The organism is Acinetobacter sp. MYb191, assembly GCF_037572605.1.
GTDB classification, from domain to species: domain Bacteria; phylum Pseudomonadota; class Gammaproteobacteria; order Pseudomonadales; family Moraxellaceae; genus Acinetobacter; species Acinetobacter johnsonii.
In genome coordinates this window covers 112833-139447 of record NZ_JBBGZP010000008.1, presented here as the reverse complement: position 1 = coordinate 139447, position 26615 = coordinate 112833, and the positions used below count along the sequence as shown (strand labels likewise).

Sequence of the window (26615 nt, the reverse complement as noted above, 5' to 3'; positions counted from 1 at the left end):
TATCAAGGATCAGTATGTCGTATCGGAATGACATGCACACCATTTAAAGTATTAAGTTGTTTTTTAAGCTGGTAGTTTTCATACAGCAAAGACATCTCCCGCCCTAACGCCCTTTCCAAATCCTTGCGTAAAGTATTTACTTCATCTTGCAACTTCAATACTTTTCGTTGGTCAGTCGGTAAAATATTTTGCTCTTTAGCAGCTACCTCTATTGCTACAATCAAATCAGCAAATATTGACCGAGATTTTTTAATTGCTCCTTTATTACGCCCAGCTTCTAGCGCAACAGAATCATTAGATATTTTTGTACCGACTGATACATGAAGCGGTTTCCCCTGTTTTAAACGCTCCAAGGCCTCAAAGTATTCACCTAACATTTCAGACATTAGTTTCGCCTTTTAATTCAATCATTTTACGTTTCGTTTCTCTTAGAACATCTAAATGTGAAAGTTCTGTACGATATTCAAGTGAGCTAATATCCAAAAAGTTAATCATTTTTTCTTGAGCGTTAATTACGCGTTCCAATTTAGGCAAACTTACAATCAAATGTCGGCAGTTCTCTTTCAGACAGTTAATTTGCAGCCAGTTAGTAGCGGTATAGTTACAAGACCCTACTTTTGTACAACCACCTATGATCGTTTCTTTATAAGCGATTTCACCATTTTTGAATCGCTGTAGTGTTTTTTTACGATCAACAGTTACTACTCCCTCTTCATCCTTAAGGGTATTTTCAATCCAATGTATATGGCCACCGTAAAGAGTAGTATTCGACATCAAAACATTAAAAATATATCCTAACGAAGTAGATTCAGCTTGAGTTTGCTGCCATTCATTAGCAAAGTGACTTTTATCTGAATCTATTAAATCCTTAGCGAAAGCTGAACCTTTAGCATAATAACTCGACATTTCATTGGTAATATGTTGCAACTGCCTCCGTAATGAAGGCAAAGAAACTAAACCTGATCGTTGGGCATAAAGTGCCAGCGAACGACGCAACTGATGTGTAGTCAAATTCCAATACTGCCCAATTTGAAAGTTCTCTTCTGATCGCCATGCTCGATGTGGATCAATCTGCTCTAGCTCTTCGAGATCTGCCTTCTCTATTTTTGGAATCAGCTTATTAATACCTTGCTTACTATATAGAGTCCCAATTCGATATTTGGTTGTTGTAGGCTCAATAGTTTTACCTGTAAATCCAAAGTAACTGGCTGAAATAAATAGTGGATATTGAAAAATATCTGAATCCACTTGCACGGCCTCATCATCATGAATCTGATAAATATGATCTGCAATTTTTTGAGCAATTCTGACAGCTTTTAAGCCTTCAACACTGGTTATCCATTGCGTGGCTTTAGCTCTTCCATGATTTAACTTAGTTGTTCTACCAAGAATTAAAAAGTGTTTCTGCGAATTTGAAATGATTTCTTTAATACATTGGTAAGGAAGTGTTTGGGCTTCCTCATCTCGCATACCAGTAAAAGCCTGTATTACAAGTTTACAAATACTTTGAGCATCTGTAATCAAACTAGCAATTTCTTTAATTGTGAATTTTCCAGTTTGCGTAATGACAAAAACTCTTAAAGGCTCTGACACATTATCTAAAATCGAATGATAATAAGCTCTTTTAGTTCCCATACTTATTTTAAGTTGATAGCATTCGACGACCAATTGCATCATCTCTTCTGATACTTTTTCCCACTCATCCAAGTGACACATCAAATTTGCTAAAATTTCAGAATAGATACGTGTCGGAATTGGCGCATGCTGTTTTAAAGCCCCTCGGTACTGCTTATTCTGCTTTTGGAGCAGTCTAATCGTTTCAGGTTCTACTGTTTTTATCGCAAATTTTTTATAACTACTACCCACTAATAACAGTAACAATGATGAAAGTGTTTCGACCAGCCATCCAGAATTTTGTGATCGAACAAATTCTATTAATAACGGAGTATCACCTATCACTTCTTTTAATGTGATATTTCGATGTTCTGCAAATTTGGCAACTTCTCGAACAACAGTCAAATAATTTCTTAAAGTTCGTATACTTAATGGCTGTTTATCTCTCATCCAAATTAAGATAAAAAATATGAATTTGATTTCATCAATTAATTTTGCTCTATCAGTCGTTAATATTCCCTGATCCCAATAAGTAAATAACAACCTACTTGGCTTACCTTCTGGATGGTACACCGTAAAGTCCCAAACCATATCCCCATATCTTGATACTGTTACTCCCTCATGAGTTCTACTTACAACGAAATCAACAGTAGGTAAATCGTTACTCATTATATTAAATGAGTCTGGAGGCGCTGCTTGATCGGGAAATAGTAATTTAGCATCTAGATTTAAAACATTCATATGATCCAATCTAACTCCATAAACATTTCCAGTTTTCTTGCCCAATAAACGTCAAGTTCGCCCTCTTCCACTTCTGACAAAATTTTGGTTACCAATGGCTCATTGTATTTTTTCAGCTTAGTAACAATTGAATCAATTCTTGCTAAAATCGGTTGTAATATTGCGTGTTGTTCTTCCAAACTTCCAATTAAGGGAGCTGTTTTTTCAATACAATAACGACAGCTTAATAATTTACGAATATCAATCTCATCTACGTGTATTCTATAGTTATCACAAAATAAGCAGCCTTCTGGGTCAATACAATTTGGCTTGTTTATTGAATCATTATTATTTAATGTCAATGGATTACCAAAGGATGAACACTGTCCTACAGCTCCTTGCAACAAGCGTTCTTGACCATTCTTAGTGGAAAGAACAACATTAGACATGTTATGCAGGAAGTTTGACATCTCTTCCCAATGGGTACTTTCAGAACCTGCAATATAAGAAGATAAGACCGTTTTTTCTGTATTTTGTAAAACCAGTGAAGTCGTAGCAATATCTGTATTCCGTACAAGCCAATCGCTCTTCGCTGCGCGCCACTCTCTAGACTGAATCATCTGTAAATGAGGATCAATTCGCCTAAAAATTGCATAAATTCCATGTAAACTCTCTGTCTTTATTTGTACAGGTGTTCCTAAGCCTCTTTCCCCTAATTTAAAAAACAAAAAATCACTTTTTTGCTCATCAAGAAGATACTTCCGTAATGCAATGAATTTTTTGAATCTCGGCATAAACCCCACAGGTAATTCAAAACTGCATTCTTTTCCCTCAGCCCTCCACTTCACTGTTCTAAACAATTGATGAGAACTCGATACGTTGAAATCTTCATCCCATTGTAAATTAACGAACTGTGACCAACTCATCCCTGTTTGTGCGAGAAATAATATGATGAAAGCATTTACTGCAATTGTACCAACATGCATTCTTTGGCTATGCCTAAAATTTTGATTCGCAGCTATTAAATTATTCTCAGTACATTTTAAAAGATTGTGATCATTGCGGATATTTATGAGCGGTTTCAATCGTAATTCAGCAATTTGTTCAAGCGTATTCAATGTCCCTAATTCATAATTGTATCCTAAGCATCCATTACGCTTGGATGATGCTTGGCTAGGATGAATAAACCATGATTCTGCTGGAAAAACCCAAAGTTTGTTATTTCTGAAATTCAAATAACTGGGCATAGCAAGTTCAAAGGGGTAAGGTTTATGCTCAAGAACTAAAGATGTAAGTCCATCAAAAATATGCTCACATAATGACAAAACCTTTGCCTTTACATCCTCACTTGGCGGTTGTGTGTTTTTCTTGAGATGCTGATTAACTCGCATTACAGAAATACCGAACTTTAACTCCTCATCTTCAAAAAAATCGCATAGAAATTGAATAATTGTATTTTGCTGTCGTGCTGCACTATTTATAGAAATCTCATTTCTAGATACCTTTTCTTTTAAATGCTGGGTATATTGGATCAATGCTTTTTTTGCTACATGCTTCTTATTTAGCACATCATAAAATTCATTCTGATCTGTCCAGAATATAAAAACCACTAACCGTGAAATCATGTCCCGAATAGTTTCAATACGTTTTCCGCTACGTACAATATTTTCTGAAATGAAAGATATAAGCAGCCGTATATCTTGTCTTCGTGGCTCATAAATTGAACTTATTTGTACCAATCGTCCTGTATTTGAATGCCTTTTAGCACCTAAATAAGCTTTAACAATCGGCTGTCGAACTAAATAGCACAATGATCCTATATCGACTGTCTTACCATGTGAAAACCTTACTATCACTTGTTCAGGTCTTAGGATTCTAATATCGGGATCTAGTGGTAATTCATAAACTTGAACTTTTCTGCGCTCTAAATTCACAATCAGCGCTCCAACTCAAGTGAGCTGATAATTTCACGCAAATGATCATTGTATGCACTCCCCACTTTCCTAATATGTTTTAAGTTTTGTCGGTATTGTAAATATAAGTCTGTCGTTGCTGAAGATTCATGACACATCCTCACTCTTACAAACTCTCGGGCTTGATGGAGACTTATTTCTCCTCTTGCAACATATTCCAATTGCTCATCTGTCAGATTCATACCAAAAGTTGCTCTCAAATCATGAAAGCGATACTTAAACTCAGGCATGTTTGAGTGATCACGAATATACGGAATGACCTTATCATTAATAAATTGTCTGACTGTTTGCCCATTCTTTGCATGATGCAAATCAAAATCCTGACTAAAGTTTTGCATGTCAGATTTAGACTGATAGTAAGGCGTACCACGATTACTCAAAAATAAATATTGATCATCGCTATTGCCCAGTAATGATTTGGCTCTCCGTTTCTTAGCATTTTCACTCAGCGCATAGATATTTAACCTTTGATAAAGCCAAATAGGAACGTGTATAACTATTTTCTTATCATTTTTTGTATCAATACCTGTAGTTGGCCCCGCAGGAATCCTAATTTCTTTTAATTCTGATCCAGCCATATCAGTAAGTACATGATGCAATCTCATCGTAAGTATCGTTTGAAGCCTTGCTCCACTAACCAAAGCCAATACATGAATTAAAAGCATTTCAATATTCTTCAGTTCCTTCAATGCATTCAATAAACAAATTTGTTCATCTCTAATCAAAGGTCTGAGTTTTCCTCCATCACTGATCGTATCAGCGTACGGATTCACTGAGTTAGGAACTTTAATTGATACATCTGTAGACTTAATCTGCTTCGTGAATGAAAAGCCATATTGATTTTTTATATCTATGTAATGATCTGACTCTTTCCACATCGGGAATTCTGGTTTAAGAACTCCTTCGCTTTGCAGCCAACGATAAAATGCAATAACTGTACTCATTCTTCTTCGAGCAGTAGAAATCCCTACCTCCTCTGCATCTATCAATGTTCTTAAGTAAGCCCTATAGCGATATGTTGGTCTGTATAATTTGTTTTTATCGAAAATAATCCAATTCACATTTGACTCATCCAAAAATTGACGATATGCCACTAAATCACTAGCTAAATTTGAATAAGTTGCCATAACTACATTTAGACTATTTTTCATCTTATCTAAGAGATAAACATTCGCTTCTGCCCACGGTATGCCCCTACTATCAACCACTACTGGATACAAGTTAAATTGAATAGCAGCATTAGTCTCACTAGTCCCGAATGCTGGATCGTATTCAAATCCATTTTGGATAATGGGTGCAATGTAGTATCGAGTTTGTTCAGATAGATTTATTTCAGTTGATTCAATGTGAGAAGGTTCTACTACCTTTGTTTGAGTAAAACTAGATAAAGTTAATTTTCGCGCTCTGTTTAACATTCTAAAGCAAAAATCTTTTATTGAAATTATTTATAAATGTACAGAAAATTATTGTTTTAATACATAGTTATACATGAAGAATACTCTTTGTCCATTTTCTTAAAACTTATGATTATTGTCTATTTTCACAGAACTTATGGATATTAGCTCATGAATCAACCAAGCTTGTTGATGAATCGGCTGGTCGGCAAAGTTTTCGCACCAGTCTTTGATATTAAAATAGACATGTCCATTGGGGCTAATCGCATAATGAGGCAGCACTGCCCGATGCGCGATAATTCGAACCGAATCCATGCTCAGACTGTTCCCAAAAATACTGCTGGCGAGCTTTTTCTCCCCTTCAGTCAAGGGCCGATTTTTAAGTTCAAACTTTTGCTGTATTTTTTGTAAAAGCGCTTGAAACCACACAATCACACTCCATAAAGACATTAGAATAATTTGTTCTTTTTAAGGACATTTACGGATTTTTTTTAGAATATCCCTTAAAAAAAATCGCATTTCGTATATAGTATTCGCACTTATTATTGATTAATACTTCTATTTGTTTATCGTCACTTACACCACGTAGAACTTATAGCTATAACAAACTCAATCGTCGTGTATATCCCTATAGGTATAGGATTTAGTTGGAAATGAAAAGTTTTAAAATTGCACTTGCACAGTTCTCTCCGCACATTGGCAACCTTGAAGCAAATGCCCAAAAAATGTTGGAGCAGGCCAATGAAGCAAAAAAACAAAATGCTGATTTAATTATTTTTCCAGAACTTTCGAGCATTGGTTACCCAGCAGAAGATTTACTTCTACGTCCTAGCCTAACCAAACGCACGCAACAAGTTTTTGAACAACTTAAAACAGTAAAAGACATTGTGATGGTCTTTGGTTTTGTCAACCAAACCGAAGATGGTCAACGCTACAACGCCGCTGCGGTCATGAAAGATGGACAAGTTTTGGGTGTGTATAACAAACAAAACTTGCCAAACTATAGCGTGTTTGATGAAAAGCGCTACTTCACCGAAGGGCATCAACACCTTGTTTTTGAATATTTGGGTCATAAGTTTGGTGTGTTGATTTGTGAAGATGTTTGGTCACTTTCAACGGTACAACAACTGGCACAGCTCAATGTCGAAACGGCTTTAGTCTTAAATGCTTCACCATATGAAGTCGGTAAGCCACAGCACCGCGTTGAAACCATGTCTGCACTGGCGAAACAAATGAACCTCAACTTAGTTTATGCCAACCAAGTCGGCGGTCAAGACGACCTGATCTTTGATGGTACAAGCTTCGTGATTGCCAAAAATGGTTCAGTTGTACTTCAAGCTGAAAGCTTTAAAGAGTCTCTGTATTTCGCTGAATACGAAGCAGAACAACAAGCCTTTAAGGCCAATGCCCTGCCGCCTGCGTTAGACACTATGGCAGAGATTTATCAAAGCTTAGTGATGGCGACTCGTGACTATGTACAGCGCTCAGGTTTCCCTGGAGTAATTTTGGGTTTATCAGGCGGGATCGACTCAGCTCTAACTCTTGCCATTGCAGCTGATGCGATTGGCGCCGACAAAGTCCAAGCCGTAATGATGCCATATACCTATACCGCTCAAATCAGTGTAGAAGATGCTGCTGAACAAGCGAAGAGTATGGGGGTGACTTTTGGGATTGCTGAAATCAACCCAATTGTGAACAGCTTTATGCAAACACTTTATCCGTTCTTTGGTAACAGCCCTGCGGATGCAACTGAAGAAAACTTACAAGCGCGTGCCCGCGGTACACTGCTGATGGGTTTATCCAACAAATTTGGTAATTTAGTCCTGTCTACAGGCAACAAATCAGAATTGGCGGTGGGCTACTGCACGCTCTATGGTGACATGGTCGGTGGTTTTGCCGTACTAAAAGATGTGTATAAAACGATTGTGTTTGAACTTGCAAAATACCGAAACAGCATTTCAGACAAGCCTGTAATTCCTGAGCGTGTGATTACTCGCCCACCTTCAGCAGAGTTACGTCCAGATCAAAAAGACCAAGACTCTTTACCGCCATATGATGTACTTGATGCCATTTTGTATGCTTATATCGAAGAAGATATGAGCCAAGATGACATCATTTCCAAAGGCTTTGATGCTGAAGTGGTTGCAAAAGTGATTCGTTTGGTCGATTTCAATGAATACAAACGTCGCCAAGGCGCAATTGGTCCGCGTATCAGCTCACGTGCATTTAGCCGTGAACGTCGCTACCCAATCATGAATGGCTGGAAAGCTGGCGTATAGGCACTTTCTCCAATAAAAAAGCCCAAACAGATGTTTGGGCTTTTTTATATCGACATATTCAAGTCTATTTTTTACGCACAAAAAAAGAGACCAAGCTGAGAGCTTGGTCTTTAAAAATGGTGGCTATGACGAGACTTGAACTTGTGACCCCCGCATTATGAGTGCGGTGCTCTAACCAACTGAGCTACATAGCCGTAAACTGTGCGCGCATTATGCAAAGTTCAAAGACAAGCGTCAACCCTTTTTACACACAAATGGTTATTCAATAAACAAATACACTTTAAACTATCATTTTTTCAGCAAACCACTCTTTTTAAACTTATTTTCATACTGCAAGCTATATTTAAGTTAGGCATATTTACGAGAAAGATAATGAAAAAGAGAGTCTGTTTTTTCTTCATCCTAAGCACTACAGCATTGAGCGGTTGTCAGCTAATTTCCCCCATGATCACCGACTATAATGGTGTACGGCGTGATATAGCGACCTATATCAACTCCAACCTATTATTTAGCCTAAAAGATCGAGAGATATTGGTCAACTATGCCAAAGGACAACAAAAGATCCTGACGGCAGATCGCTTAAGCCCAACTGCACAGCAAAACTTGGCTTTAGAAAGAGCCGAAGGACGCTACTGTGCAAGTCAGCACATATCTTTAAAAAAACTCAATTTAGTCGATCATCAAATCTTTACATTGCCCGAACATCAAGCCAATTGGCAACACATTCAAGACTTACAGATGCAGATCAATTTAACGCCTGAAAACCTTCACTGCGAGGGGAAGTTCTAAAAAGATCATAAATGTCCGCAGTCACAGCTTTGGTTTAAATATCGAAATAACGGTGCAGTGAACCACAAGACCATTTCAGAAATGGCAAGTAAATAAAGATAGTTTCACAGCCTTTCTTTCCCACAAAAAAAAAGATCATGCTGAGAGCATGATCTATAAAAATGGTGGCTATGACGAGACTTGAACTTGTGACCCCCGCATTATGAGTGCGGTGCTCTAACCAACTGAGCTACATAGCCGTAAACTGTGCGCGCATTATGTGGTTTTCTCATCAGTACGTCAAGTACCTTGCGCGCTTAATTGATCAAAATTTGTTGAAGTGAGCCGATAAGCCGGGTTCTGTCGAGAACGATCATTCCTCTAGGCGTACAATCACTCATACGCTCAAGCGACCTACCCGGATCCAGCATGGGCCATGCCTAAAGGATCCCTATTTGGTCTTGCTTCCGGTGGGGTTTACCATGCCATGAACTGTTACCAGCCATGCGGTGCGCTCTTACCGCACCCTTTCACCCTTACCTTCGATTTCGATTGCTCGAAACCATAATGAAGGCGGTCTACTCTCTGCTGCACTTTCCGTCGGCTCACGCCGCCCAGGCGTTACCTGGCACCTTGCCCTATGAAGCCCGGACTTTCCTCCCCTGCTTCAATCACGGAGATCTCCACAGCAGCGATCGTCTGGCTCACTTCGAGGCGCATAGTATCAAATCTTAGACTTAATTGCTTGCGCTTTTTTGAGCAATCAGCTTTTTATATTTATCCATGAGTTCATCCTCAGTTTCCGCATGATTAGGATCCAGCGGAATACAATCCACTGGACAGAACAATTGACACTGGGGTTTATCATAATGTCCGATACACTCTGTGCATAAGTCTGGATTGATTTCATAAATCAATTCCCCCATGAAAATGGCTTCATTGGGGCACACAGGTTCACAAACATCACAATTGATGCATTCATCAGTTATATATAAAGACACATTACCAACCTTGTTGATGTTTACGTTCAAAAGCAGCGACTACAGCTTGCGGTACAAACTTAGTCACATCACCTTTTAAACGTGCTATTTCACGAATCAACGTCGATGAAATAAATGAATACTGTTCTGACGGCGTTAAAAATACTGCCTCAAAGTGTGAATCAAGTTGACGGTTCATGTTGGCTAACTGGAACTCGTATTCAAAGTCAGACACTGCACGCAATCCTCGCAGTACAGCCGTTGCTTTTTGTTCACGGAAGAAATTCACCAACAAACCATCAAAACCTACAAACTCAACATTATCAAGATGGCTTAATGATGCTTTGGCCAAGCTCACACGCTCTTCTAAACTAAAGAGAGGGTTTTTATGATGACCAATGGCAATGGCTACCACCACTTCATCAAACATACGTGATGCACGTGTGACCAAATCAATATGACCATTGGTAATTGGATCAAAAGTCCCCGGGTAAATGACGCGAGTTTTAGACATCCATTTTTACTCTGTTGATTTTGTAGAGCCATATTTTAGCAAAAACTTGTTTTATAGGTGAAGAAACTCCATAAATTTGAAAAAACTTCACCTTAACCCTGCTTTAAGGCACAATAGGTACATTGTTGGAAGTAATTGATTATGGCGAAAGCAACTGTAGTTAAAAAAAATACCAGCGGGACGATTGCACAGAATAAACGTGCACGTCACGACTATTTTATTGAAGAAAAATTTGAAGCTGGCCTGTCACTGCAAGGCTGGGAAGTGAAATCATTACGTGCAGGTCGTATGACGCTGTCTGAGAGTTATATCACCTTTAAAAATGGTGAAGCTTTCCTGTTCGGTGCTCAAATTCAGCCTTTACTCAGTGCATCTACGCACATTGTTCCTGAAGCGACCCGTACCCGTAAGTTACTGTTGAACCGTCGTGAACTCGATAAGTTACTCGGCGCAGTCAATCAAAAAGGTTATTCGTGTGTTCCGCTTGTTGCTTATTGGAAAGGACCACGTGCGAAATTAGAAATCGCTTTAGTGAAAGGCAAACAGCTGCATGACAAACGTGCCACGGAAAAAGACCGTGACTGGCAACGTGATAAAGCCCGCATTATGCATAAATAATAAAAAACCTCCCATGTGGAGGTTTTTTTTATTATTAATAATCAGCTTTTAGCTCGACCAAATACTTTCCGAACTTTCGAGCAGTTTCCAAGTCACCTTCAGGTGGGGTTATTTCAATACTCGCGTTGTCGGACTGAGTCATCAAGCCTAAAAAGCTCGACATCCGATTAATATCGTGCTGGCTACGTCCCGTCGGCATAAACGGTAAACCAGCCCACAACATACCATGCTGCATAGCAAATAAATTAATCTGTTGTAATACCGCCAGTTTATCGCCACTTAAGCCCCCACCATTGGTAAAGCCTGCAGCCAGTTTTCCTTGCCAAGCCCGTGCTAACCAACGCTTAGAGGAATCTTCCATAAACTGCTTAAGCGCTGCGGTAAGACTGCCCATATACGTTGGGCAACCCATCACAATAATATCGGCCTGATCTAACAAGTCCCACTGTACTGCAGCAACCGAAATTAAATGCACATCAGCACCCGCCTGCTCTGCACCTTGTGCAATATACTGAGCGACTTTCGCCGTATGACCATAGGCGCTATGATAAACCACACACATATGAACAGGTGCAGCAGAAACAAGATCAGGTACAGACATGGAAACTTTTAAGACCAAAGAATTGAGTTAAGTTTAACACTTCCAATCACTGAGGGGGAGTAAGTACAAGGATTAAAACAGCCAAGCACTTCATCAAAAGCCAAACTATTGCATAAACACAAAGGTCGCCATACGCCCAGTTTTGGCATGACGTCGATAAGAAAAGTACTCATCCGACTGGCTAAATGAACACTGATCACCGCCAGAAACCACTTCAACACCATGCTGTTTTAGAATGAATTTTGCGATCGCATATAAGTCAGCATAATATTTTCCAGCTTGCTCAGCTGTTTGAAATGCAGACTCAAGCTCAGCATACTTTGAACAAAAGGCTTCTTTTACTTCCGCCCCAATTTCAAAACAAGGTTGGCTAATAGCTGCGCCCAACCAAGCCCATGTCGGCTGAGTGTTCATGCTGGCAATGGTATTTTCAATAATGCCATGCGCCAGCCCACGCCAACCTGCATGCAAATTGGCCACTTCAGTTCCATCTGCATTGCCTAAAACCACTGGCAAACAATCGGCTGTCATCATCATCAGGGCATGCTTCGGGCGCTGTGTCACCAAACCATCCCCTTCTTGAGCATCAAAGTCAATTTGCTCATTCACTACACAGCAAATGGTGCTATGGGTTTGCGTCATCCACGTAATTTTATCGACCCCATAGCCCGCAAACTCTTCAAGCAAGATCATGCGATGCTGTTGCACACGTGCGGCATCATCCTGTACATGCAAAGCCAAATTAAAGCCTTGTAGTTCAGTTTGAGTGGTCTCTAAAGCACGATCATGATGTACACGGGTTTGCCCCACAAAAACACCTGCCGGAAGTCCTTGAACAAATTGCATATACTGTCCTTATGATGATTCAGCTATAACTTAGTAGGCTTTGTTTTCCGTACGGAGTACATCGACCAAGGTCGCCAAGTCTGCTGGCCACGGCGCTTTAAACAACATTTCTTCACCTGTACGTGGGTGTTTCAAACCGAGCTCTGCTGCATGCAAGGCTTGGCGTCTGAAACCACGTAAAGTCTCATCTAAAAGTTCTGTTGCACCTGCGGGTACGCGTACACGTGGCATATACACAGGATCGCCAACTAAACCAAAACCAATATAACTAAAATGCACACGAATCTGATGCGTACGTCCAGTTTCAAGACGAGCTTGGATGCGGGTGAAATGTTGGAAGCGCTCTTTCACGTTGTAGTGTGTTACAGCGTCTTTACCGCCTGGCAATACCGCCATTTTGACACGATCTACAGGGTGACGTTTAATCGGTTCATCCACCGTGCCACCAGCAATCACATTGCCATACACAATCAGGTCATACACACGGTAAACCGTTTTTTTCGCCAATTGCTTGCTGAGTGAAAATTGTGCTTCTAAGTTTTTCGCAACGACCAACAAACCAGAAGTATCTTTATCAATACGATGCACCAAACCCGCACGAGTCAGTTCTGCCGATTTTGGATAGTGATGCAATAATGCATTTACCAACGTACCTGATGAGTTGCCCGCACCCGGGTGAACCACCATCCCAACAGGTTTATTAACAACAATAATGTCATCATCTTCATAGACAATATCCAGCGGAATGTCTTCAGGCAGACTACGAGTTTGGGCTTCTAACTCAACTTCAAGGGTTAACAGTTCAAATCCTTCACATTTATATTTCGGTTTGACACTGTTACCATTTACCAACAAATGGCCTTCTTTTAGCCACTGTTTGAGTTTTTCACGCGAAAAGTCGCTCCAAATCGTTGCTGCGACTTGGTCTATACGCTGTCCGAGATAAGTTTCATCCAATTGAAATTGCAACGATAAACGTGTTGCAGTAGAGCTTGAAGTATGGTTATCTGCATCCTCAGAATCTTCAAGTAAATTGAAATCGGTTTCAGGGAAATTTGGATCGGAAGATTGTGCTTGAGCCATTTGATCATTCAAATAAAAGTGATTTAATAGCGCAATTGTAGCTCATTGCCCGTATTAACAGAGGAATTTTTATGTCGCTACCACATTATAAAATGACAATGCTTGCTCTAACGATTGGCATTGCATCTGCAATGGTAGGCTGTAGCAGCAATCCCAAGAAAGAAGTGGTAGATACCGGTCCACAATCGAGTGAACAGGTTTATATTCAAAAAGCAGAAAAAGCACTGCAAAGTGGTCAATATACCGACGCTGCAAAACACTTAGAAGCATTAGATACCTATTACCCTACAGGTGAATATGCACAACAAGCTCAACTTGAGCTGCTCTATGTGAAGTTTCAGCAAAAAGATTATGAAGGTGCGATTGCACTGGCTGATCGTTTCATTCGTTTGAACCCTCAGCATCCAAATGTGGACTATGCCTACTATGTACGTGGTGTAGCCAACATGGAACAAAACTATGATGGTTTGATTCGCTATACATCTTTAAAGCAAGCACATCGCGATGTGAGCTATCTTAAAGTGGCATATCAAAACTTCGTAGACTTTATTCGTCGTTACCCTTCAAGTACTTATGCTGTAGATGCCGCACAGCGCATGAAATTTATCAGCAATGAGTTGGCTGAAAGCGAAATGAATGCCGCACGTTTTAATATCAAGCGTAAAGCATGGGTCGCAGCACTAGAGCGTGCTCAATGGGTGATTGAACATTATCCGCAAAGCCCTCAAGTGCCTGAAGCTTTAGCAACTGTCGCTTATTCGTACAACCAATTGGGTGACAAGGAAACTGCGCAACAATATACCGATGTCTTGAAACTAAATTATCCAAATTTAGTGAAATCGAATGGTGAAGTGAACTTACGTGCTGCCCGTAAAGAAGCCAGTTGGGTCAACCGTGCGACTTTAGGTGTGTTTGGTCGTGAAGAACAAAACAGTTCTGAAGAAAAAATCGAGCACCCGAAACAAACAACTGAGCGCAGCTTTACCAACCGTATCAGTTTCGGTTTACTCGACCGCCCTGAGACACAGCAAAACATCAATACTGAAACCGAATAATTCCTCTGAAATATTCGCTATTTTAGAAAGGGCAAGTTATCATACTTGCCCTTTTGTTTTGTTCGATTTCCGCTTGATCAAAACGCCTAAACGGTATACAAAACAATCTAGATTCGATGGTTTTTTGCATTTTAAAACCTCCATCTCTGCTTCTTTTCACGGTTTTCAAAACATCAGCGACTGACAATTCGACATGGCTATTCCTCAACACACCATTGACCAAATTTTAGATCGGACCGACATTGTCGACCTGATTGGTCAACGTGTGAAACTTAAAAAGTCAGGTCGCACCTATTCAGGCTGTTGTCCTTTCCATCAAGAAAAATCACCATCTTTTCACGTGTATCGTGACAAACAGTATTTTCACTGTTTTGGTTGTCAGGCCAATGGTAATGCCATTCGTTTTTTAATGGACATCGACAGTCGTAGCTTTATTGATGTGATGAAGGATTTGTCGAGTCAAACAGGCATCGAACTTCCAAAAGACAACCGTGACTCGAAAAAACTGGTGTATAAGCGCGAAGCTAAACCTGTCCAAAAACCACAGGTCGATGCCACTGAAGCCAAGAAAACCGAGCCAGCTCCAGCACAACCTGAGTTTCAGATTGAGCATGATCCTTTTGCTGAATTTCAGTCTATGGACTACCAAGAGGGTTATGCTGATTTTGATACTTTCGAGGGCTTCAACACCGCCCCCGTTCAGGAAGGCAACTTATACGACCTGTTAGAAAATATTGCGCAATACTATGAGCAACAACTACCGCATAGTCGTGCTGCTCAGCAGTACTTTAAACAGCGTGGTCTCAGCCGAGATACCATTGCATATTGGCGTTTAGGCTATGCACCTGAAGACTGGCAACACTTAGAAAAAGCCTTCCCGCAAGATATCGAAGGCTTAAAGCTACTCGGACTGATCCGTACTAGCGATAACGGTCGTGACTTTGACTTGTTGCGGGATCGCGTCATATTTACAATTCGTGATGCCAAAGGTCGTGTCGTAGGTTTCGGTGGACGTGCTCTAAATGACGAAATTAAGCCCAAATACATCAACTCGCCAGACTCTGAGGTATTTCATAAAAACCAATTGCTTTATGGTTTATATGAAGGCCGTAAACAAAAAGCCCAAGACTGGCTGATGGTCGAAGGCTATATGGATGTGATTGCGCTACAGCAGTATGGGATTGCAGGTGCTGTGGCGACCTTAGGGACTGCCAGTAACACCGAACACTTAAATATTCTGTTTAAACAAAATAACCGTATTACCATTGCCTTTGATGGTGATGTGGCCGGACAAAAAGCGGCACGCCGCACTTTAGAAATTGCGTTACCTTTACTCAATGATGGTCGCGAGCTGAAATTTTTTGTTTTACCGAATGATCATGACCCAGATTCACTGATTCGCCGCGAAGGTATTGAAAACTTTAATAAACTGCTTCAACAGGCCCCACTGCTGTCAGACTTTGTTTTTGCACATCTGACGCAGAACCATGACATTAGTAGCCCTGAAGGTAAAAGTCAGGTCATGAGTGAGTTACGTCAACTGACGGACTTATTGCCCAAAACAGGCTCTTTCCGTTATTTGCTAAATCAATCCTTCAAAGAAAAACTCGGTTTTGGTCGTCGCTGGACACCTCAAGTCAGCAACGATGCCTCGTTGTCTTTTAATATTCGTACCAAAGACGAAGACTTCGCGCTCGCTGTTCTGATCCATCATCCGTTTTTGTATATTCACTTTGAAACTCTACGCGCCTATTTACCTGAAGATGAACTTTTAGCGCATGTGCTACAAGTCTTAGATGGCATCTTTGATGATTTACCTGATGACCAAGAACTGGCAACCTATTATGTTTTGGGTGCATGTAGCCGTTATGTCAATGCGATTGCCGATATTATGCAGCGCACCAATATTGAAGTTCTGACCAAAACACCTGAAATGGCCGACAAACTGGCCAGTGAATATGCTCTCTCGCTTGAAGAAAAATATTTGCGCCAAAAACTAAAAGCGCCTTTAAGCCTGCTTGAATCACGTAATTTACGTCAAAAGCTGAATGAACTGACCAAAAAAATAGGCTTAAGACTGATTACTTAAACCTATTACATTTTTTGTATTTGGATTTACTTTTTAGTTTTACGACGTTTGTCAAAAGTCTCATTTAAACATGTTTGCATTTGTTCAAAATGACTCGGATCTTCTGATTTGGCTGCTTCACGCAGCATAATCGAGGTCGGATGTAGCAACTTCTGCGTCAAACGATATGCAAACTCTTGCATCACCCGTTCCGCCTGTTCTCCTTTCGCAATCCGTGCCAGCGCTAGATCTAATTCTTCTTGTCTTAACTGTTCACCTTGCTGACGGTAAGCATGAATGGTTTCACCTGCGAGATTAACCTTCTGCTGGGTCACCAACTCCGTTGCTAATTGGTTGACCATCACCTCTGCTTCAACCGCCGCCTGACGACGTTGAGCAAGGTTTTCATCAATCACCGACTGCAAATCATCTACGCCATATAAATAGACGCCATCCAAACTTTCCACTTTCGGGTCGATATCACGCGGAACAGCCAAATCGACCATCAACATTTGTTGATAACGACGCTTTTTTAAAGCAGCTTTGACATCTGGATAATGAATCACTTGATGTAAACTTCCCGTACAACTGGAAATGACATCTGCACGCGCTAAGTTATTGGCCAACTGATCAAACTCAATGATTTCAACATCTACACGATGGGCTATTTCTTGAGCCAAAGTTTCAGCCCGTTCACGGGTACGGTTACAAATGAGGATTTTTGCGACTCCCATTTCAGCCAAATGCTTCGCCACTAAGCTATTCATTTCGCCCGCAGCGACCACCATGACCGTCAACTTTTCAGGCTTACTAAACACTTGTAATGCCAACTGAGCCACCGCGTAGCCCATCGATACGGCATGACTACCCACAGCCGTTTCAGAGCGGACGCGTTTCGCCGCATAGAAGGCATATTCAAAAATTCGGTTTAAATGAGGAGAAACAGTATGAGCAGTCTTCGCTAGAGATAGTGCAGATTTAACCTGCCCCAAAATTTGCGGTTCACCGAGCATGAGTGAATCTAAACCGCTTGCAACGCGCATCAAGTGAGTGACAGCCTGCGCATTTTCATAACGGTATACATGATTCAACAATTGTTTAACATCTATGCCATTTGCTTGGGCGAGCCAGTTCAATACCATATCTGAGTTTTCAGACATGGCATACACTTCTGTTCTGTTACACGTAGACACCACTACCATTTCATTTAAGTCTTGGTTTTGGCCTTGTTGCTCAAGCAGTTGCGTTAACTTTTCAGGGTTAAATGCAATTTGCTCACGCAATTCTACGGAGGCGGTTTGATGGTTGACACCCAATGCAAAGAAAGACATATCAGATCATCATTTCGCTAAATTTATGCTATTGTGCAATAACGGTGTCATAAAAAGCATTACTTGGATCAAGAAAAATTGCGTCAAACACATTGCCGACTGAGCGGCGCGAGAATTAAGCAATATTCTACCACATTCTTACTCGTCGGTAGCATGGCATCTAGTGCTCATCTTAGAGCAGCTGGAGATTTTTCGCTATCTAATTATGATGCAATTCAACAAAGTATGATTGCCGAATTTGCACTGGCTTACCAAGACAGCGCGACTGCCCTGCACAACTATACTGTGCTGGCGATTAAAAGTAATTCCACCACCATTAAACAGCGCGCTTTAAATATTGCCCTTGAGCAAAATGATTTGCATGCCGCACTCGACATTGCAACGCATTGGGTGGTGCAAGAGCCCACCGATGTTCCAGCCTTATTTTATTTGTCGCACATTGCACTCAAAGCACATGAATATGAGCTTGCTGCTGAAACGCTCGATAAAATTCTCAATATTGATGCCAATGCTGATTTAGAGCAAATCCTTGCTGGGATTGCCCCTGAAGAACCAGAAGATCAAGAAATTCTCATTCAAGCGCTACGTTCGAGTAAGGAGCGGAACAACCCCTCTATTTTGGCGTTAATTGCAGGTTTAGAGGCGCAAAATGGCCAGCTTGACCAAGCCCTAACCACCATCAATAAAGCCCTAAAAAAGCGTGGAAAAGTCACAGGCTACATCCTGATGAAAGCCAACTTACTCAGCGCACTCGGTCAAGAGGAAGAAACCCGTAATTGGTATGCAAAATCAAGTCGTAAACACCGCGACAATGTCGATATCCGTTTAGCCGAAGCCAAATATCTGATTAAAATTAATGCGTCAAATGAGGCCTTAACCAAGCTTGAGAGCCTGATTAAAAAATGGCCTAACCAAGAAGAAGCCTTGTTTATTGCGGGGTTAACCAGTATTGACTTAAAAAAGTACGAAAAAGCGGAAAAATATCTGGTTGAACTACGTAATTCGGCCGAATATCAAAATGAAGCCTATTACTATCTAGCAGTGAATGCTGAACGAAAACAGCATTTTGAAACAGCCAAGGCCTACTATCGTCTAGTCGATGGTAGTCTGTATACTGTATCGCGTCGTAGCCTCATCAGTATCTATACCCTGCAAAACAAACCCAATGATGCTTTGCGCTTTTTAACCCAAGAACGGGTGAACTATCCACAACATGCAAGTTTTTTGTATCAGGCGCAAGCCGATATTTTAAAGCGCATGAATAATAAAGCCGCAGCCATGCGACTGTTAGATGAGGCGATTAAAAACTTACCAGATGATCCTGAACTGATCTATTCTGAAGTGCTAATGTTGGATCCACATACGGATAAAGATAAACTAGAGAAGTTGCTGAATCAACTGTTAAGTATTGAGCCCAATAGCCCAACCTATCTCAATGCTTATGCATACACTTTAGCATTGCAAAACAGACGCTTAAATGATGCACGTCGATTTGTTGAACATGCTTTAGAATATGCCCCCGAACAGGCCTCCATCTTAGATACCTTAGGCTTTATTTGTTACTTACAAAATGACTTTAGCACTTCAGCCAAAGTCTTAGAAAAAGCCTACCTCATCAGTGGTAGTGTCAATATTGGCGTGCGTTATGCACGTTCAGTCTATATGCTCGGTGATCTGCAAAAATTCTCCACTGTGTTACAACAACTCAAACAAAAACACCCAAATGATCCTCAATTGGATCAACTCAATACTTTATTGTTACCCCAACAACTGAAAAAGAGCTCATAGTTTTTATGCGTATTTTCTCAAATCTGAGCTTAAGCTTACTTGCTGCAAGTAGCTTGGCACTAACAGGCTGTCAACAATTTACCAAACCACAGCTTGATCCAAACACCATACAAACCGAATCTGATCAACACTTTAGCTTACAGGGTAAAATTGGGGTGCGTACGCCTGAACAGACAGGCAGTGCTTTTTTCACATGGGTACAACAGCAACAAGAGTTTGATATTGAGCTCAGTGGAATTTTAGGCGTTGGTAAGACGCAAATTATCGGTCGTCCAGGTGAAGTTAGCCTGAATAGTGCTAAAACTGGCCTCATCCAAGCTGAAACCCCTGAAGAACTTTTAAAAACGGCAACAGGTTGGCAGGCACCCATCACCCATTTAGTCAACTGGGTTCAGGCCAAACCAGCAACAGTTCAAGCACAAATCCAACGTGACAGAGCCAAACGCGCAGTACAGATCATTGAAGATGGTTGGAGCGTTGAGCTGAGCTATAACGAACAAGCCCATATGCCAAATCGGTTAATTTTAAAACAAGCACTTGAAAATGGTGCAGAAAACCGTATTACAATGGTCATTCAAAACCGCTAGTTTATCTCGTTATGATCCGTGTCCCTGCCCCATCAAAGCTGAATTTGTTTTTACACATTACGGGTCGTCGTGAAAACGGCTACCACGAATTGCAAAGTATTTTCCAGTTGATCGATCTATGTGATTGGTTGGAATTTGAGCCTCGTACGGATCAAGAGATTCATATTGAAGGCTTAAACAGTGTCGATTTGACTCAAAATTTGATTTATAAAGCGACGCAGATACTTAAACCGTATGCACAAACAGCTACCGGTTTATTCATTCGTCTTGAAAAAAATATTCCGATGGGTGCTGGCTTAGGTGGCGGTTCATCGGATGCCGCGACGACATTAATCGTGGTCAATCAACTGTGGCAGTGCGGGCTAAATATTCAGCAACTAGCAGACTTGGGGGTTCAGTTAGGTGCAGACGTTCCCATCTTTGTCCATGGTCGCAATGCATGGGCTGAAGGCATAGGTGAGCACTTAACATTCATAGACTTAGATCAAAAACAATACATTGTGTTAAAACCTGATTGTTTTATCAGCACTCAATTGCTTTTTTCACAAAAAACATTGACAAGAAACACGAAGAGCTCTAAATTTTGCGCCTATCAGTTAAAGCCATCTGATTTTGGAAATAATTTTGAGCCTTTGGCAAGAAGTTTATATCCAGAAGTAGATGAAGCAATGCAATATCTCGACCAGTTCGGTGTTGCAAAACTTACAGGTACAGGTGCTTGTGTTTTTACTGAAGTAACGAGTGATATGAACATTGATGATGTTCTTGCAAATGCACCATGTAAAGCTTACTTGGTCAATAGCTTGAATGAATCACCAACAAGACATATCCACGTTACCTGATAGGGGTATCGCCAAGTGGTAAGGCACCGGTTTTTGATATCGGCATCCGTTGGTTCGAATCCAGCTACCCCTGCCATTTTATTACAAATGTAGATGACTGTACTAGGGGTATCGCCAAGTGGTAAGGCACCGGTTTTTGATATCGGCATCCGTTGGTTCGAATCCAGCTACCCCTGCCATTTTACAGTAATCAAATTTAGGGGTATCGCCAAGTGGTAAGGCACCGGTTTTTGATATCGGCATCCGTTGGTTCGAATCCAGCTACCCCTGCCATTTTCCAAAAAAGACAGAACAACACTTTGCTGTTCTACTGTTAATTTACCTTGACAGAAAGACGCAAAAATATTAAAGTTCTGCCGCATTAGGGGTATCGCCAAGTGGTAAGGCACCGGTTTTTGATATCGGCATCCGTTGGTTCGAATCCAGCTACCCCTGCCATCTAATTCCTAAATTGCCAACCGCCAAGGGTGCTTCATGCCCAATCTTGTCGTTTTTAGTGGATCTGCACATCCACAATTCGCCCAAAAAGTCGTAAGCCACTTGCACATCCCTTTAGGTGCTGCATCTATTGGTCAATTTTCTGACGGTGAAATTGCTGTCGAAATTACTGAAAATGTTCGTGGTAAAGACGTATTTATCGTACAACCTACTTGTGCCCCAACGAATGATAACCTAATGGAAATCCTCGTTATGGCTGATGCTTTGCGTCGTGCAAGTGCTGGTCGTATTACCGCAGTGATTCCTTATTTCGGTTACGCGCGTCAAGACCGTCGTCCTCGTTCATCACGTGTTCCAATTACTGCAAAAGTTGTCGCAGATATGCTGACAACTGTAGGAATTGACCGTGTGGTAATGATCGACCTTCACGCTGACCAAATCCAAGGTTTCTTCGATATCCCTGTAGACAACATCTACGGTACACCAGCGCTTTTAGCTGACCTTCGTCAACAATCACATGATAACCTCATGGTGGTTTCTCCTGACGTTGGCGGTGTCGTTCGTGCACGTGCTGTTGCTAAACAAATGGGCGATATTGACCTTGCTATCATCGACAAACGTCGTCAAAAGGCAAACGAATCACAAGTCATGCACTTGATTGGTGATGTTAAAGGCCGTGACTGCGTCATCGTAGATGACATGGTGGATACTGCAGGTACGTTATGTAAAGCTGCTGATGCATTGAAAACATTTGGTGCGCGCAAAGTGGTTGCTTATGCAACTCACCCTGTTTTATCAGGTAAAGCTATCGAAAACTTGAAAAACTCTGTGATTGATGAATTGGTTGTTACAGACACCATTCCTCTTTCTGAAGAAGCTCAAGCTCTTGGTAAGATTCGCCAAGTTTCAGTTGCGAGTATGGTTGCTGAAACAATTCGTCGTATTAACAACGAAGAATCTATTAGCGCAATGTTTGATTCTTATCTATAATATAGCGCTGAATTTTAAAAGCCCTGCCCAGTGCAGGGCTTTGTCTCACTAGGTCGGTCGCAGATCTAGTTTATTTAAAACTTAAATTAAGGATGTCTATCATGGCAAACTTCGTATTAAACGCTCAAGCGCGTGAAGCAGCTAACCAAGGGAAAGGTGCGAGCCGCCGCCTTCGTCACGCTGCTCAAGTTCCAGCTATCATCTACGGTGGTGCTGCTGAACCTGTAGCTGTTACTTTAGAACTTCGTGAGCTTGTTAAAGCTTTAGAAAACAACGCTTTCTTCGAAGAAGTTGTTGAAATCAAAGTTGGCGACAAAGTTGAAAGCGTTAAAATCAAAGCGTTACAACGTCACCCAGCTAAGAACACGCCTATGCACGCTGACTTCGTTCGCGCATAAGTGTTATTGGTGTAATTAGTGTCAAATATTTCACTGATTGTTGGTTTGGGCAACCCAGGTTCTGAGTATGCCCAAACCCGCCATAATGCAGGCTTTTGGTTTGTTGAACGCCTTGCAGAACAATATGGCATTACGCTTAAAAAAGACCCAAAATTCAATGGAATGAGTGGGCGTGGTAATATCGAAGGTCAAGACGTCCGTCTGCTATTACCCACAACCTTTATGAACCTTGTTGGTAAAAGTGTTGTTCCCTTCGCAAAATTCTACAATATTGCTCCAGAAGCAATACTGATTGCTCACGATGAACTGGATATGAACCCTGGTGTCATTCGCCTAAAAACAGGTGGTGGTCATGGTGGTCATAATGGTTTACGTGACATAGTCCCTCATATCGGTCCAAACTTCCATCGCTTACGCATTGGTATTGGTCACCCCGGTTCAAAAGAACGTGTTTCAGGACATGTCTTAAGCAAAGCACCAAGCAATGAACAAAATTTAATGGATGACGCAATCCATCACGCATTGGCTCGCACTAAAATGCTAGTGAATGGTGAGATTCAGCCTGCCATGAATCAAATCAATGCTTACAAACCAAACTGATAAGTCAAAAAAATGTTGAACCATGCTGCTTGCCATACTGGCATTTTAAAGGCAAAATGCGCTTGCCTGATTGCTTATCCAGCAAGTTCAGATTGATTCAACCATAAGATAACGATCTTAGGTCCACTCAGGAGACGCTAGCCATGCTATCTCGTTTATTAAAAGCAAAAATCCACCGTTGTGTTGTTACTCAAGCTGAACTTCATTATGAAGGTTCATGTGCAATCGATGGTCTTTTATTGGATTTAGCCGGTATCCGCGAATATGAAGAAATTCACATGTGGAACGTGACTAATGGTAAGCGTTTCAGTACCTATGCAATTCGTGGTGAAGAAGGTTCTGGCATCATTTCAGTCAATGGTGGTGCAGCACATCAGGCCGATGTAGGCGATTTAATGATTATTGCTACCTTTGGTGATTTTACAGAAGCTGAAGCAAATGCACATAAACCACGTTTAGTTTATGCAAATCCAGACAACACTGTAAGTCACATGGCAAACTGTATTCCAGTCCAAGTGGCTTAAGCCCAATAGATTAAAAAAATCCGCTGCGTGCGGATTTTTTTATGAGCAGAATAATGCAATTGGATCAATTCTGAGCAGTACGAAACCCGCTCAACCAATCTCTTTTGCTCTCACAGCCTAAATCTTGTAGCTGATCACCTTTCAATGCCGTGAGTATCGCATTGCCCTGCTCATCGACTTTAAACTCAGCATATTCTGCCTGCTGATAACAATCCGCTAAACCTTCTGCAAATAAGAAACTTCTCGACGCAGGATAAAGCTCGCTATAGCGATTATTCGGGTTTTGTAAAATCAGTCGAGCTGTACGAACATTTTTCGGCAACTCAAAATAGCTATGGATCACGCGCCTCTGTGAATCGAGTTCAACATAAGTGAGCACCGAAGATTTGTTCTTAATCACTTCATCAAAATAATGACCTGAAAAAATCTGATCTTCTTGATTGCTGTTGGCTTGGCTGGTGCTTTCTGGACTCAAATGTTGAGGCGCAAAATAAAGTTGATAATTTAGGGCCATATAATCCCCCTGAATAATCGAACGCGGGTCTACAGGTTGCAAGCGCACATACATGGTTTGACTATTGTTTAAGTGCCATTCATTTTTAAAAATTAAGCCTAAAAATACCGCAATACTCAATAATGCCAAAGCAAGAGGAATCATTTTCTTCATATGCCGAACTCCTCTTTTTGCTTAAATATCGTCAAGCTCAATGTCAGCAAAAGCAACATCAGGCCAGACAGGAACATGCTTAAACTTTTAATCAAAAAAGTTACATCGAGGGAATAATATAAAAAACCTAAAATTACAGCGAAAGTTGCCAGCGCAAATCCATAGATCACTTTATCTTGTGTTTTTAATGCCCATGAAATGATGGCCAAACAAATAAAAATATCGAAATAACCATAAAAAATCAGTCCTGCTGTAAAAGCAGTCAAAATAAAATGCGCAAATAAATGAAACTGCTTTTGAATATGTAGAAAGACAAACAGTACAAACCATAAAATCGGTAAGCCAAAAGCCAATATCGGAATGTGCTCAATTTTCGCTAATTCGTATTTCCCAAATAAAGTATAAAAACCCATGGAAAATAGAATAATCCCAAGTGCCGCAAGCAATAAACTGCGTTGATATTCAATTGGCTGTATGAATTTTATAGCCAGAATTCCCAGATAAAAAACATAATTCCACAGTGCTAAATAAACAAAATTTTCAACAATATTGCGCCAACTGAGATGTGCATTAATATCCCAAATACACGCCACACCTGCCGCATATAAACCGAAAATTTGAACAAAGACAAAGAACCAATGTGTTCGCATGAAATAAGCGAGTGCTAGAATCGCCAATTGTAAAAATAGAATAGGAAGAATTTGATTCATTAAATCAACGGTATGAAAGATCACCGCAATTTGTCCTGCAACCCAGAGACAATAAGCGAATTGTCTTAAAAATAAACTTTGTTTGGCTTTTAACAGATAAGCCGCCAAAGCCACAAAGACAACGCCCATAATCAAAGAGAAATTCCCCCAAAAGGTCAGCATCAATGTAGCAAAGACGATGCCCGCAATCCAAGCTCCCACAGCAAGTGGAATAGCATTGAACCGACTATGTGGAATAAATTTAATCAACATGTAAGTGATGAAAGCAAACCACGCAAAAATAATCAGTGCGATAAAAAATAATTCAAAAATTTCATTATGACCAAACCACTCCGTCACCGTCTTCACAATGATCAAGGTAAAGCTAATGCCCAAGCCAACGGCTGAAAGTGCACTACACAACTGATCTTTATTTTGATAATAGTAAGCCAGTGAAATGCCCAACAAGATAAAAGACACGATGAAATAAAGCATGCTTTTATCCGCATAGAGATACATCGCCATATGCCAAATCGAGAGAATGGCAAACCACAGTAAGAATAAATAACGGAGTTTCGAATAATATTTATTGCAGAAATAGAATTGAATCAGTGCAAATACATGAATACTGATTAAAAAGAGATCTGGATATTGATCCCCCCAAAAGGTTTGTATAAAAAACAGAAACAATGCTAATTGGCTGGTAATACATAAAAGGAAAAATACACCGATATTCGGACGATATAACCACGGTAAAAGCAGCACAGACCAAAGTAAAAATAATAAATAGCTGTCAGCACCCGTTTGATAAATTTGACCAATCACAGCCAAACTTAAACCAATCATCAAAGCACAGATACTTTGTAAACATTGCACGAGAAAATCATGTTTTGTCAGCCACAGGCTAATAACTGCGCTGAGTAATAATAACAACTGAGGAATAGCCAGCTGAATAGTCTGTGGCAACATAAACCAATTAGCAGCAACCAAATACAACATACTGACCGCAATGAGTGTAAAACCAAAAACTTGCAGATGCTTTATAAAGGATTCAGCACTCCAAGGGTAATCATATTGTTGAATTTTGATCAATTCTAACTCCTCACTCTTATTTTTATCTTGATCATTTCAAACCATTCAAACTATAGAAAAACTTCTTATTAATGTTTATGGTTTTTCTCAGATATTCTTTTTTGAACATTAAACTCATACTAAATGAAATCATGCGCAGAGAGTGTTGGTCTTTAG

Annotated in this window: 25 protein-coding genes, 6 tRNA genes and 1 other RNA gene; 16 read left to right on the top strand and 16 right to left on the bottom strand. The window is 40.6% G+C overall.

Annotated features, from left to right (window positions below; all coding sequences use genetic code 11):
• Positions 1 to 2 precede the first annotated feature (2 nt).
• From WH214_RS03860 to WH214_RS03840, 5 genes are all read right to left on the bottom strand, one after another.
• Entirely contained in the window at positions 3 to 386 is a 384-nt protein-coding gene (locus tag WH214_RS03860; protein ID WP_339422327.1) for a hypothetical protein, read from the bottom strand.
• Positions 379 to 2355 (bottom strand): integrase, encoded by a 1977-nt coding sequence (locus WH214_RS03855; RefSeq protein ID WP_339422976.1) that lies wholly within the window; start codon positions 2353 to 2355, stop codon positions 379 to 381. The genes WH214_RS03860 and WH214_RS03855 overlap by 8 nt, the downstream gene beginning before the upstream one ends.
• The gene (locus WH214_RS03850; protein ID WP_339422326.1) at positions 2352 to 4268 is read right to left on the bottom strand and encodes a hypothetical protein; all 1917 of its coding nucleotides are present in this window, start codon (positions 4266 to 4268) and stop codon (positions 2352 to 2354) included. Before WH214_RS03850 ends, WH214_RS03855 begins: the two co-directional genes overlap by 4 nt.
• A 2-nt stretch (positions 4269 to 4270) precedes the next feature.
• On the bottom strand, positions 4271 to 5722 hold the full coding sequence (locus WH214_RS03845; protein ID WP_339422325.1) for an integrase: 1452 nt from the start codon (positions 5720 to 5722) through the stop codon (positions 4271 to 4273).
• A 99-nt stretch (positions 5723 to 5821) separates the two neighbouring features.
• Positions 5822 to 6130, bottom strand: a complete 309-nt coding sequence (locus WH214_RS03840; RefSeq protein ID WP_339992886.1) for a hypothetical protein — start codon at positions 6128 to 6130, stop codon at positions 5822 to 5824.
• A 224-nt stretch (positions 6131 to 6354) separates the two neighbouring features.
• Between WH214_RS03840 and WH214_RS03835 the strand changes: the two genes are divergently transcribed.
• A complete protein-coding gene (locus tag WH214_RS03835) occupies positions 6355 to 7980 on the top strand; it encodes an NAD+ synthase (RefSeq protein WP_339422323.1) in 1626 nt (541 codons plus the stop codon).
• 117 nt (positions 7981 to 8097) lie between these two features.
• Here WH214_RS03835 and WH214_RS03830 read toward each other — a convergent pair.
• A tRNA-Met gene (locus tag WH214_RS03830) sits at positions 8098 to 8174 on the bottom strand.
• Between the two features lie 178 nt (positions 8175 to 8352).
• Here WH214_RS03830 and WH214_RS03825 point away from each other — a divergent pair.
• Positions 8353 to 8769: a hypothetical protein gene (locus tag WH214_RS03825; RefSeq protein ID WP_339422322.1), complete on the top strand. Its 417-nt coding sequence runs from the start codon at positions 8353 to 8355 to the stop codon at positions 8767 to 8769.
• Between the two features lie 162 nt (positions 8770 to 8931).
• Here WH214_RS03825 and WH214_RS03820 read toward each other — a convergent pair.
• From WH214_RS03820 to coaD, 4 genes are all read right to left on the bottom strand, one after another.
• Positions 8932 to 9008: transfer RNA gene (locus tag WH214_RS03820), tRNA-Met, on the bottom strand.
• A 73-nt stretch (positions 9009 to 9081) separates the two neighbouring features.
• An RNA gene (gene rnpB / locus WH214_RS03815) (RNase P RNA component class A) lies at positions 9082 to 9459 on the bottom strand.
• A gap of 26 nt (positions 9460 to 9485) precedes the next feature.
• The gene (locus WH214_RS03810; protein WP_004695536.1) at positions 9486 to 9749 is read right to left on the bottom strand and encodes a YfhL family 4Fe-4S dicluster ferredoxin; all 264 of its coding nucleotides are present in this window, start codon (positions 9747 to 9749) and stop codon (positions 9486 to 9488) included.
• Between the two features lies 1 nt (position 9750).
• On the bottom strand, positions 9751 to 10242 hold the full coding sequence (gene coaD, locus WH214_RS03805) for a pantetheine-phosphate adenylyltransferase (RefSeq protein ID WP_004695534.1): 492 nt from the start codon (positions 10240 to 10242) through the stop codon (positions 9751 to 9753).
• Between the two features lie 141 nt (positions 10243 to 10383).
• Between coaD and smpB the strand changes: the two genes are divergently transcribed.
• Positions 10384 to 10860: an SsrA-binding protein SmpB gene (gene smpB / locus WH214_RS03800; RefSeq protein ID WP_004695532.1), complete on the top strand. Its 477-nt coding sequence runs from the start codon at positions 10384 to 10386 to the stop codon at positions 10858 to 10860.
• 34 nt (positions 10861 to 10894) lie between these two features.
• On the opposite strand, the gene WH214_RS03795 is transcribed toward smpB, so the two are convergent.
• The 3 genes from WH214_RS03795 to rluD all read right to left on the bottom strand — a co-directional run bounded on the left by WH214_RS03795 (position 10895) and on the right by rluD (position 13390).
• Positions 10895 to 11461 carry a flavodoxin family protein gene (locus tag WH214_RS03795; RefSeq protein WP_004982777.1) on the bottom strand — a complete coding sequence of 189 codons (567 nt, stop codon included), beginning with the start codon at positions 11459 to 11461 and terminating at the stop codon, positions 10895 to 10897.
• A 105-nt stretch (positions 11462 to 11566) separates the two neighbouring features.
• Entirely contained in the window at positions 11567 to 12307 is a 741-nt protein-coding gene (gene pgeF, locus WH214_RS03790; protein WP_004982779.1) for a peptidoglycan editing factor PgeF, read from the bottom strand.
• 30 nt (positions 12308 to 12337) lie between these two features.
• On the bottom strand, positions 12338 to 13390 hold the full coding sequence (gene rluD, locus WH214_RS03785) for a 23S rRNA pseudouridine(1911/1915/1917) synthase RluD (RefSeq protein WP_078425306.1): 1053 nt from the start codon (positions 13388 to 13390) through the stop codon (positions 12338 to 12340).
• A 71-nt stretch (positions 13391 to 13461) separates the two neighbouring features.
• Between rluD and WH214_RS03780 the strand changes: the two genes are divergently transcribed.
• Together WH214_RS03780 and WH214_RS03775 are read left to right on the top strand one after the other, a co-directional pair.
• Positions 13462 to 14445: an outer membrane protein assembly factor BamD gene (locus WH214_RS03780; RefSeq protein WP_339422321.1), complete on the top strand. Its 984-nt coding sequence runs from the start codon at positions 13462 to 13464 to the stop codon at positions 14443 to 14445.
• Positions 14446 to 14638: 193 nt separating this feature from the next.
• Positions 14639 to 16534, top strand: coding sequence for a DNA primase (locus tag WH214_RS03775; protein WP_339992881.1), 1896 nt, complete (start codon positions 14639 to 14641; stop codon positions 16532 to 16534).
• Positions 16535 to 16560: 26 nt separating this feature from the next.
• Here WH214_RS03775 and hemA read toward each other — a convergent pair whose 3' ends face one another.
• Complete coding sequence (gene hemA, locus WH214_RS03770) at positions 16561 to 17844, bottom strand: glutamyl-tRNA reductase (protein WP_287166160.1); 1284 nt, start codon at positions 17842 to 17844, stop codon at positions 16561 to 16563.
• A 78-nt stretch (positions 17845 to 17922) separates the two neighbouring features.
• Here hemA and WH214_RS03765 point away from each other — a divergent pair, with 78 nt between their 5' ends.
• The 11 genes from WH214_RS03765 to panD all read left to right on the top strand — a co-directional run bounded on the left by WH214_RS03765 (position 17923) and on the right by panD (position 24011).
• Positions 17923 to 19632: a hypothetical protein gene (locus WH214_RS03765; RefSeq protein ID WP_339422319.1), complete on the top strand. Its 1710-nt coding sequence runs from the start codon at positions 17923 to 17925 to the stop codon at positions 19630 to 19632.
• 5 nt (positions 19633 to 19637) lie between these two features.
• Positions 19638 to 20219 (top strand): lipoprotein insertase outer membrane protein LolB, encoded by a 582-nt coding sequence (lolB, locus tag WH214_RS03760; RefSeq protein ID WP_339992879.1) that lies wholly within the window; start codon positions 19638 to 19640, stop codon positions 20217 to 20219.
• A gap of 11 nt (positions 20220 to 20230) precedes the next feature.
• Positions 20231 to 21061 carry a 4-(cytidine 5'-diphospho)-2-C-methyl-D-erythritol kinase gene (ispE, locus tag WH214_RS03755; RefSeq protein WP_339422318.1) on the top strand — a complete coding sequence of 277 codons (831 nt, stop codon included), beginning with the start codon at positions 20231 to 20233 and terminating at the stop codon, positions 21059 to 21061.
• Between the two features lies 1 nt (position 21062).
• Positions 21063 to 21137: transfer RNA gene (locus tag WH214_RS03750), tRNA-Gln, on the top strand.
• Positions 21138 to 21165: 28 nt separating this feature from the next.
• Positions 21166 to 21240 (top strand) — tRNA-Gln (locus WH214_RS03745).
• 19 nt (positions 21241 to 21259) lie between these two features.
• A tRNA-Gln gene (locus tag WH214_RS03740) sits at positions 21260 to 21334 on the top strand.
• 90 nt (positions 21335 to 21424) lie between these two features.
• Positions 21425 to 21499: transfer RNA gene (locus tag WH214_RS03735), tRNA-Gln, on the top strand.
• Positions 21500 to 21535: 36 nt separating this feature from the next.
• Positions 21536 to 22489, top strand: a complete 954-nt coding sequence (locus WH214_RS03730) for a ribose-phosphate pyrophosphokinase (protein WP_004695513.1) — start codon at positions 21536 to 21538, stop codon at positions 22487 to 22489.
• Between the two features lie 101 nt (positions 22490 to 22590).
• Positions 22591 to 22887, top strand: coding sequence for a 50S ribosomal protein L25 (rplY, locus tag WH214_RS03725; RefSeq protein ID WP_004695511.1), 297 nt, complete (start codon positions 22591 to 22593; stop codon positions 22885 to 22887).
• An 18-nt stretch (positions 22888 to 22905) separates the two neighbouring features.
• Complete coding sequence (gene pth / locus WH214_RS03720; RefSeq protein ID WP_004695508.1) at positions 22906 to 23487, top strand: aminoacyl-tRNA hydrolase; 582 nt, start codon at positions 22906 to 22908, stop codon at positions 23485 to 23487.
• 143 nt (positions 23488 to 23630) lie between these two features.
• Positions 23631 to 24011 carry an aspartate 1-decarboxylase gene (panD, locus tag WH214_RS03715; protein WP_004695506.1) on the top strand — a complete coding sequence of 127 codons (381 nt, stop codon included), beginning with the start codon at positions 23631 to 23633 and terminating at the stop codon, positions 24009 to 24011.
• A gap of 64 nt (positions 24012 to 24075) precedes the next feature.
• On the opposite strand, the gene WH214_RS03710 is transcribed toward panD, so the two are convergent.
• Positions 24076 to 24678 carry a GDYXXLXY domain-containing protein gene (locus WH214_RS03710; protein ID WP_339422317.1) on the bottom strand — a complete coding sequence of 201 codons (603 nt, stop codon included), beginning with the start codon at positions 24676 to 24678 and terminating at the stop codon, positions 24076 to 24078.
• Positions 24675 to 26459: a DUF2157 domain-containing protein gene (locus WH214_RS03705; protein WP_339422316.1), complete on the bottom strand. Its 1785-nt coding sequence runs from the start codon at positions 26457 to 26459 to the stop codon at positions 24675 to 24677. Before WH214_RS03705 ends, WH214_RS03710 begins: the two co-directional genes overlap by 4 nt.
• Between the last annotated feature and the right edge of the window lie 156 nt (positions 26460 to 26615).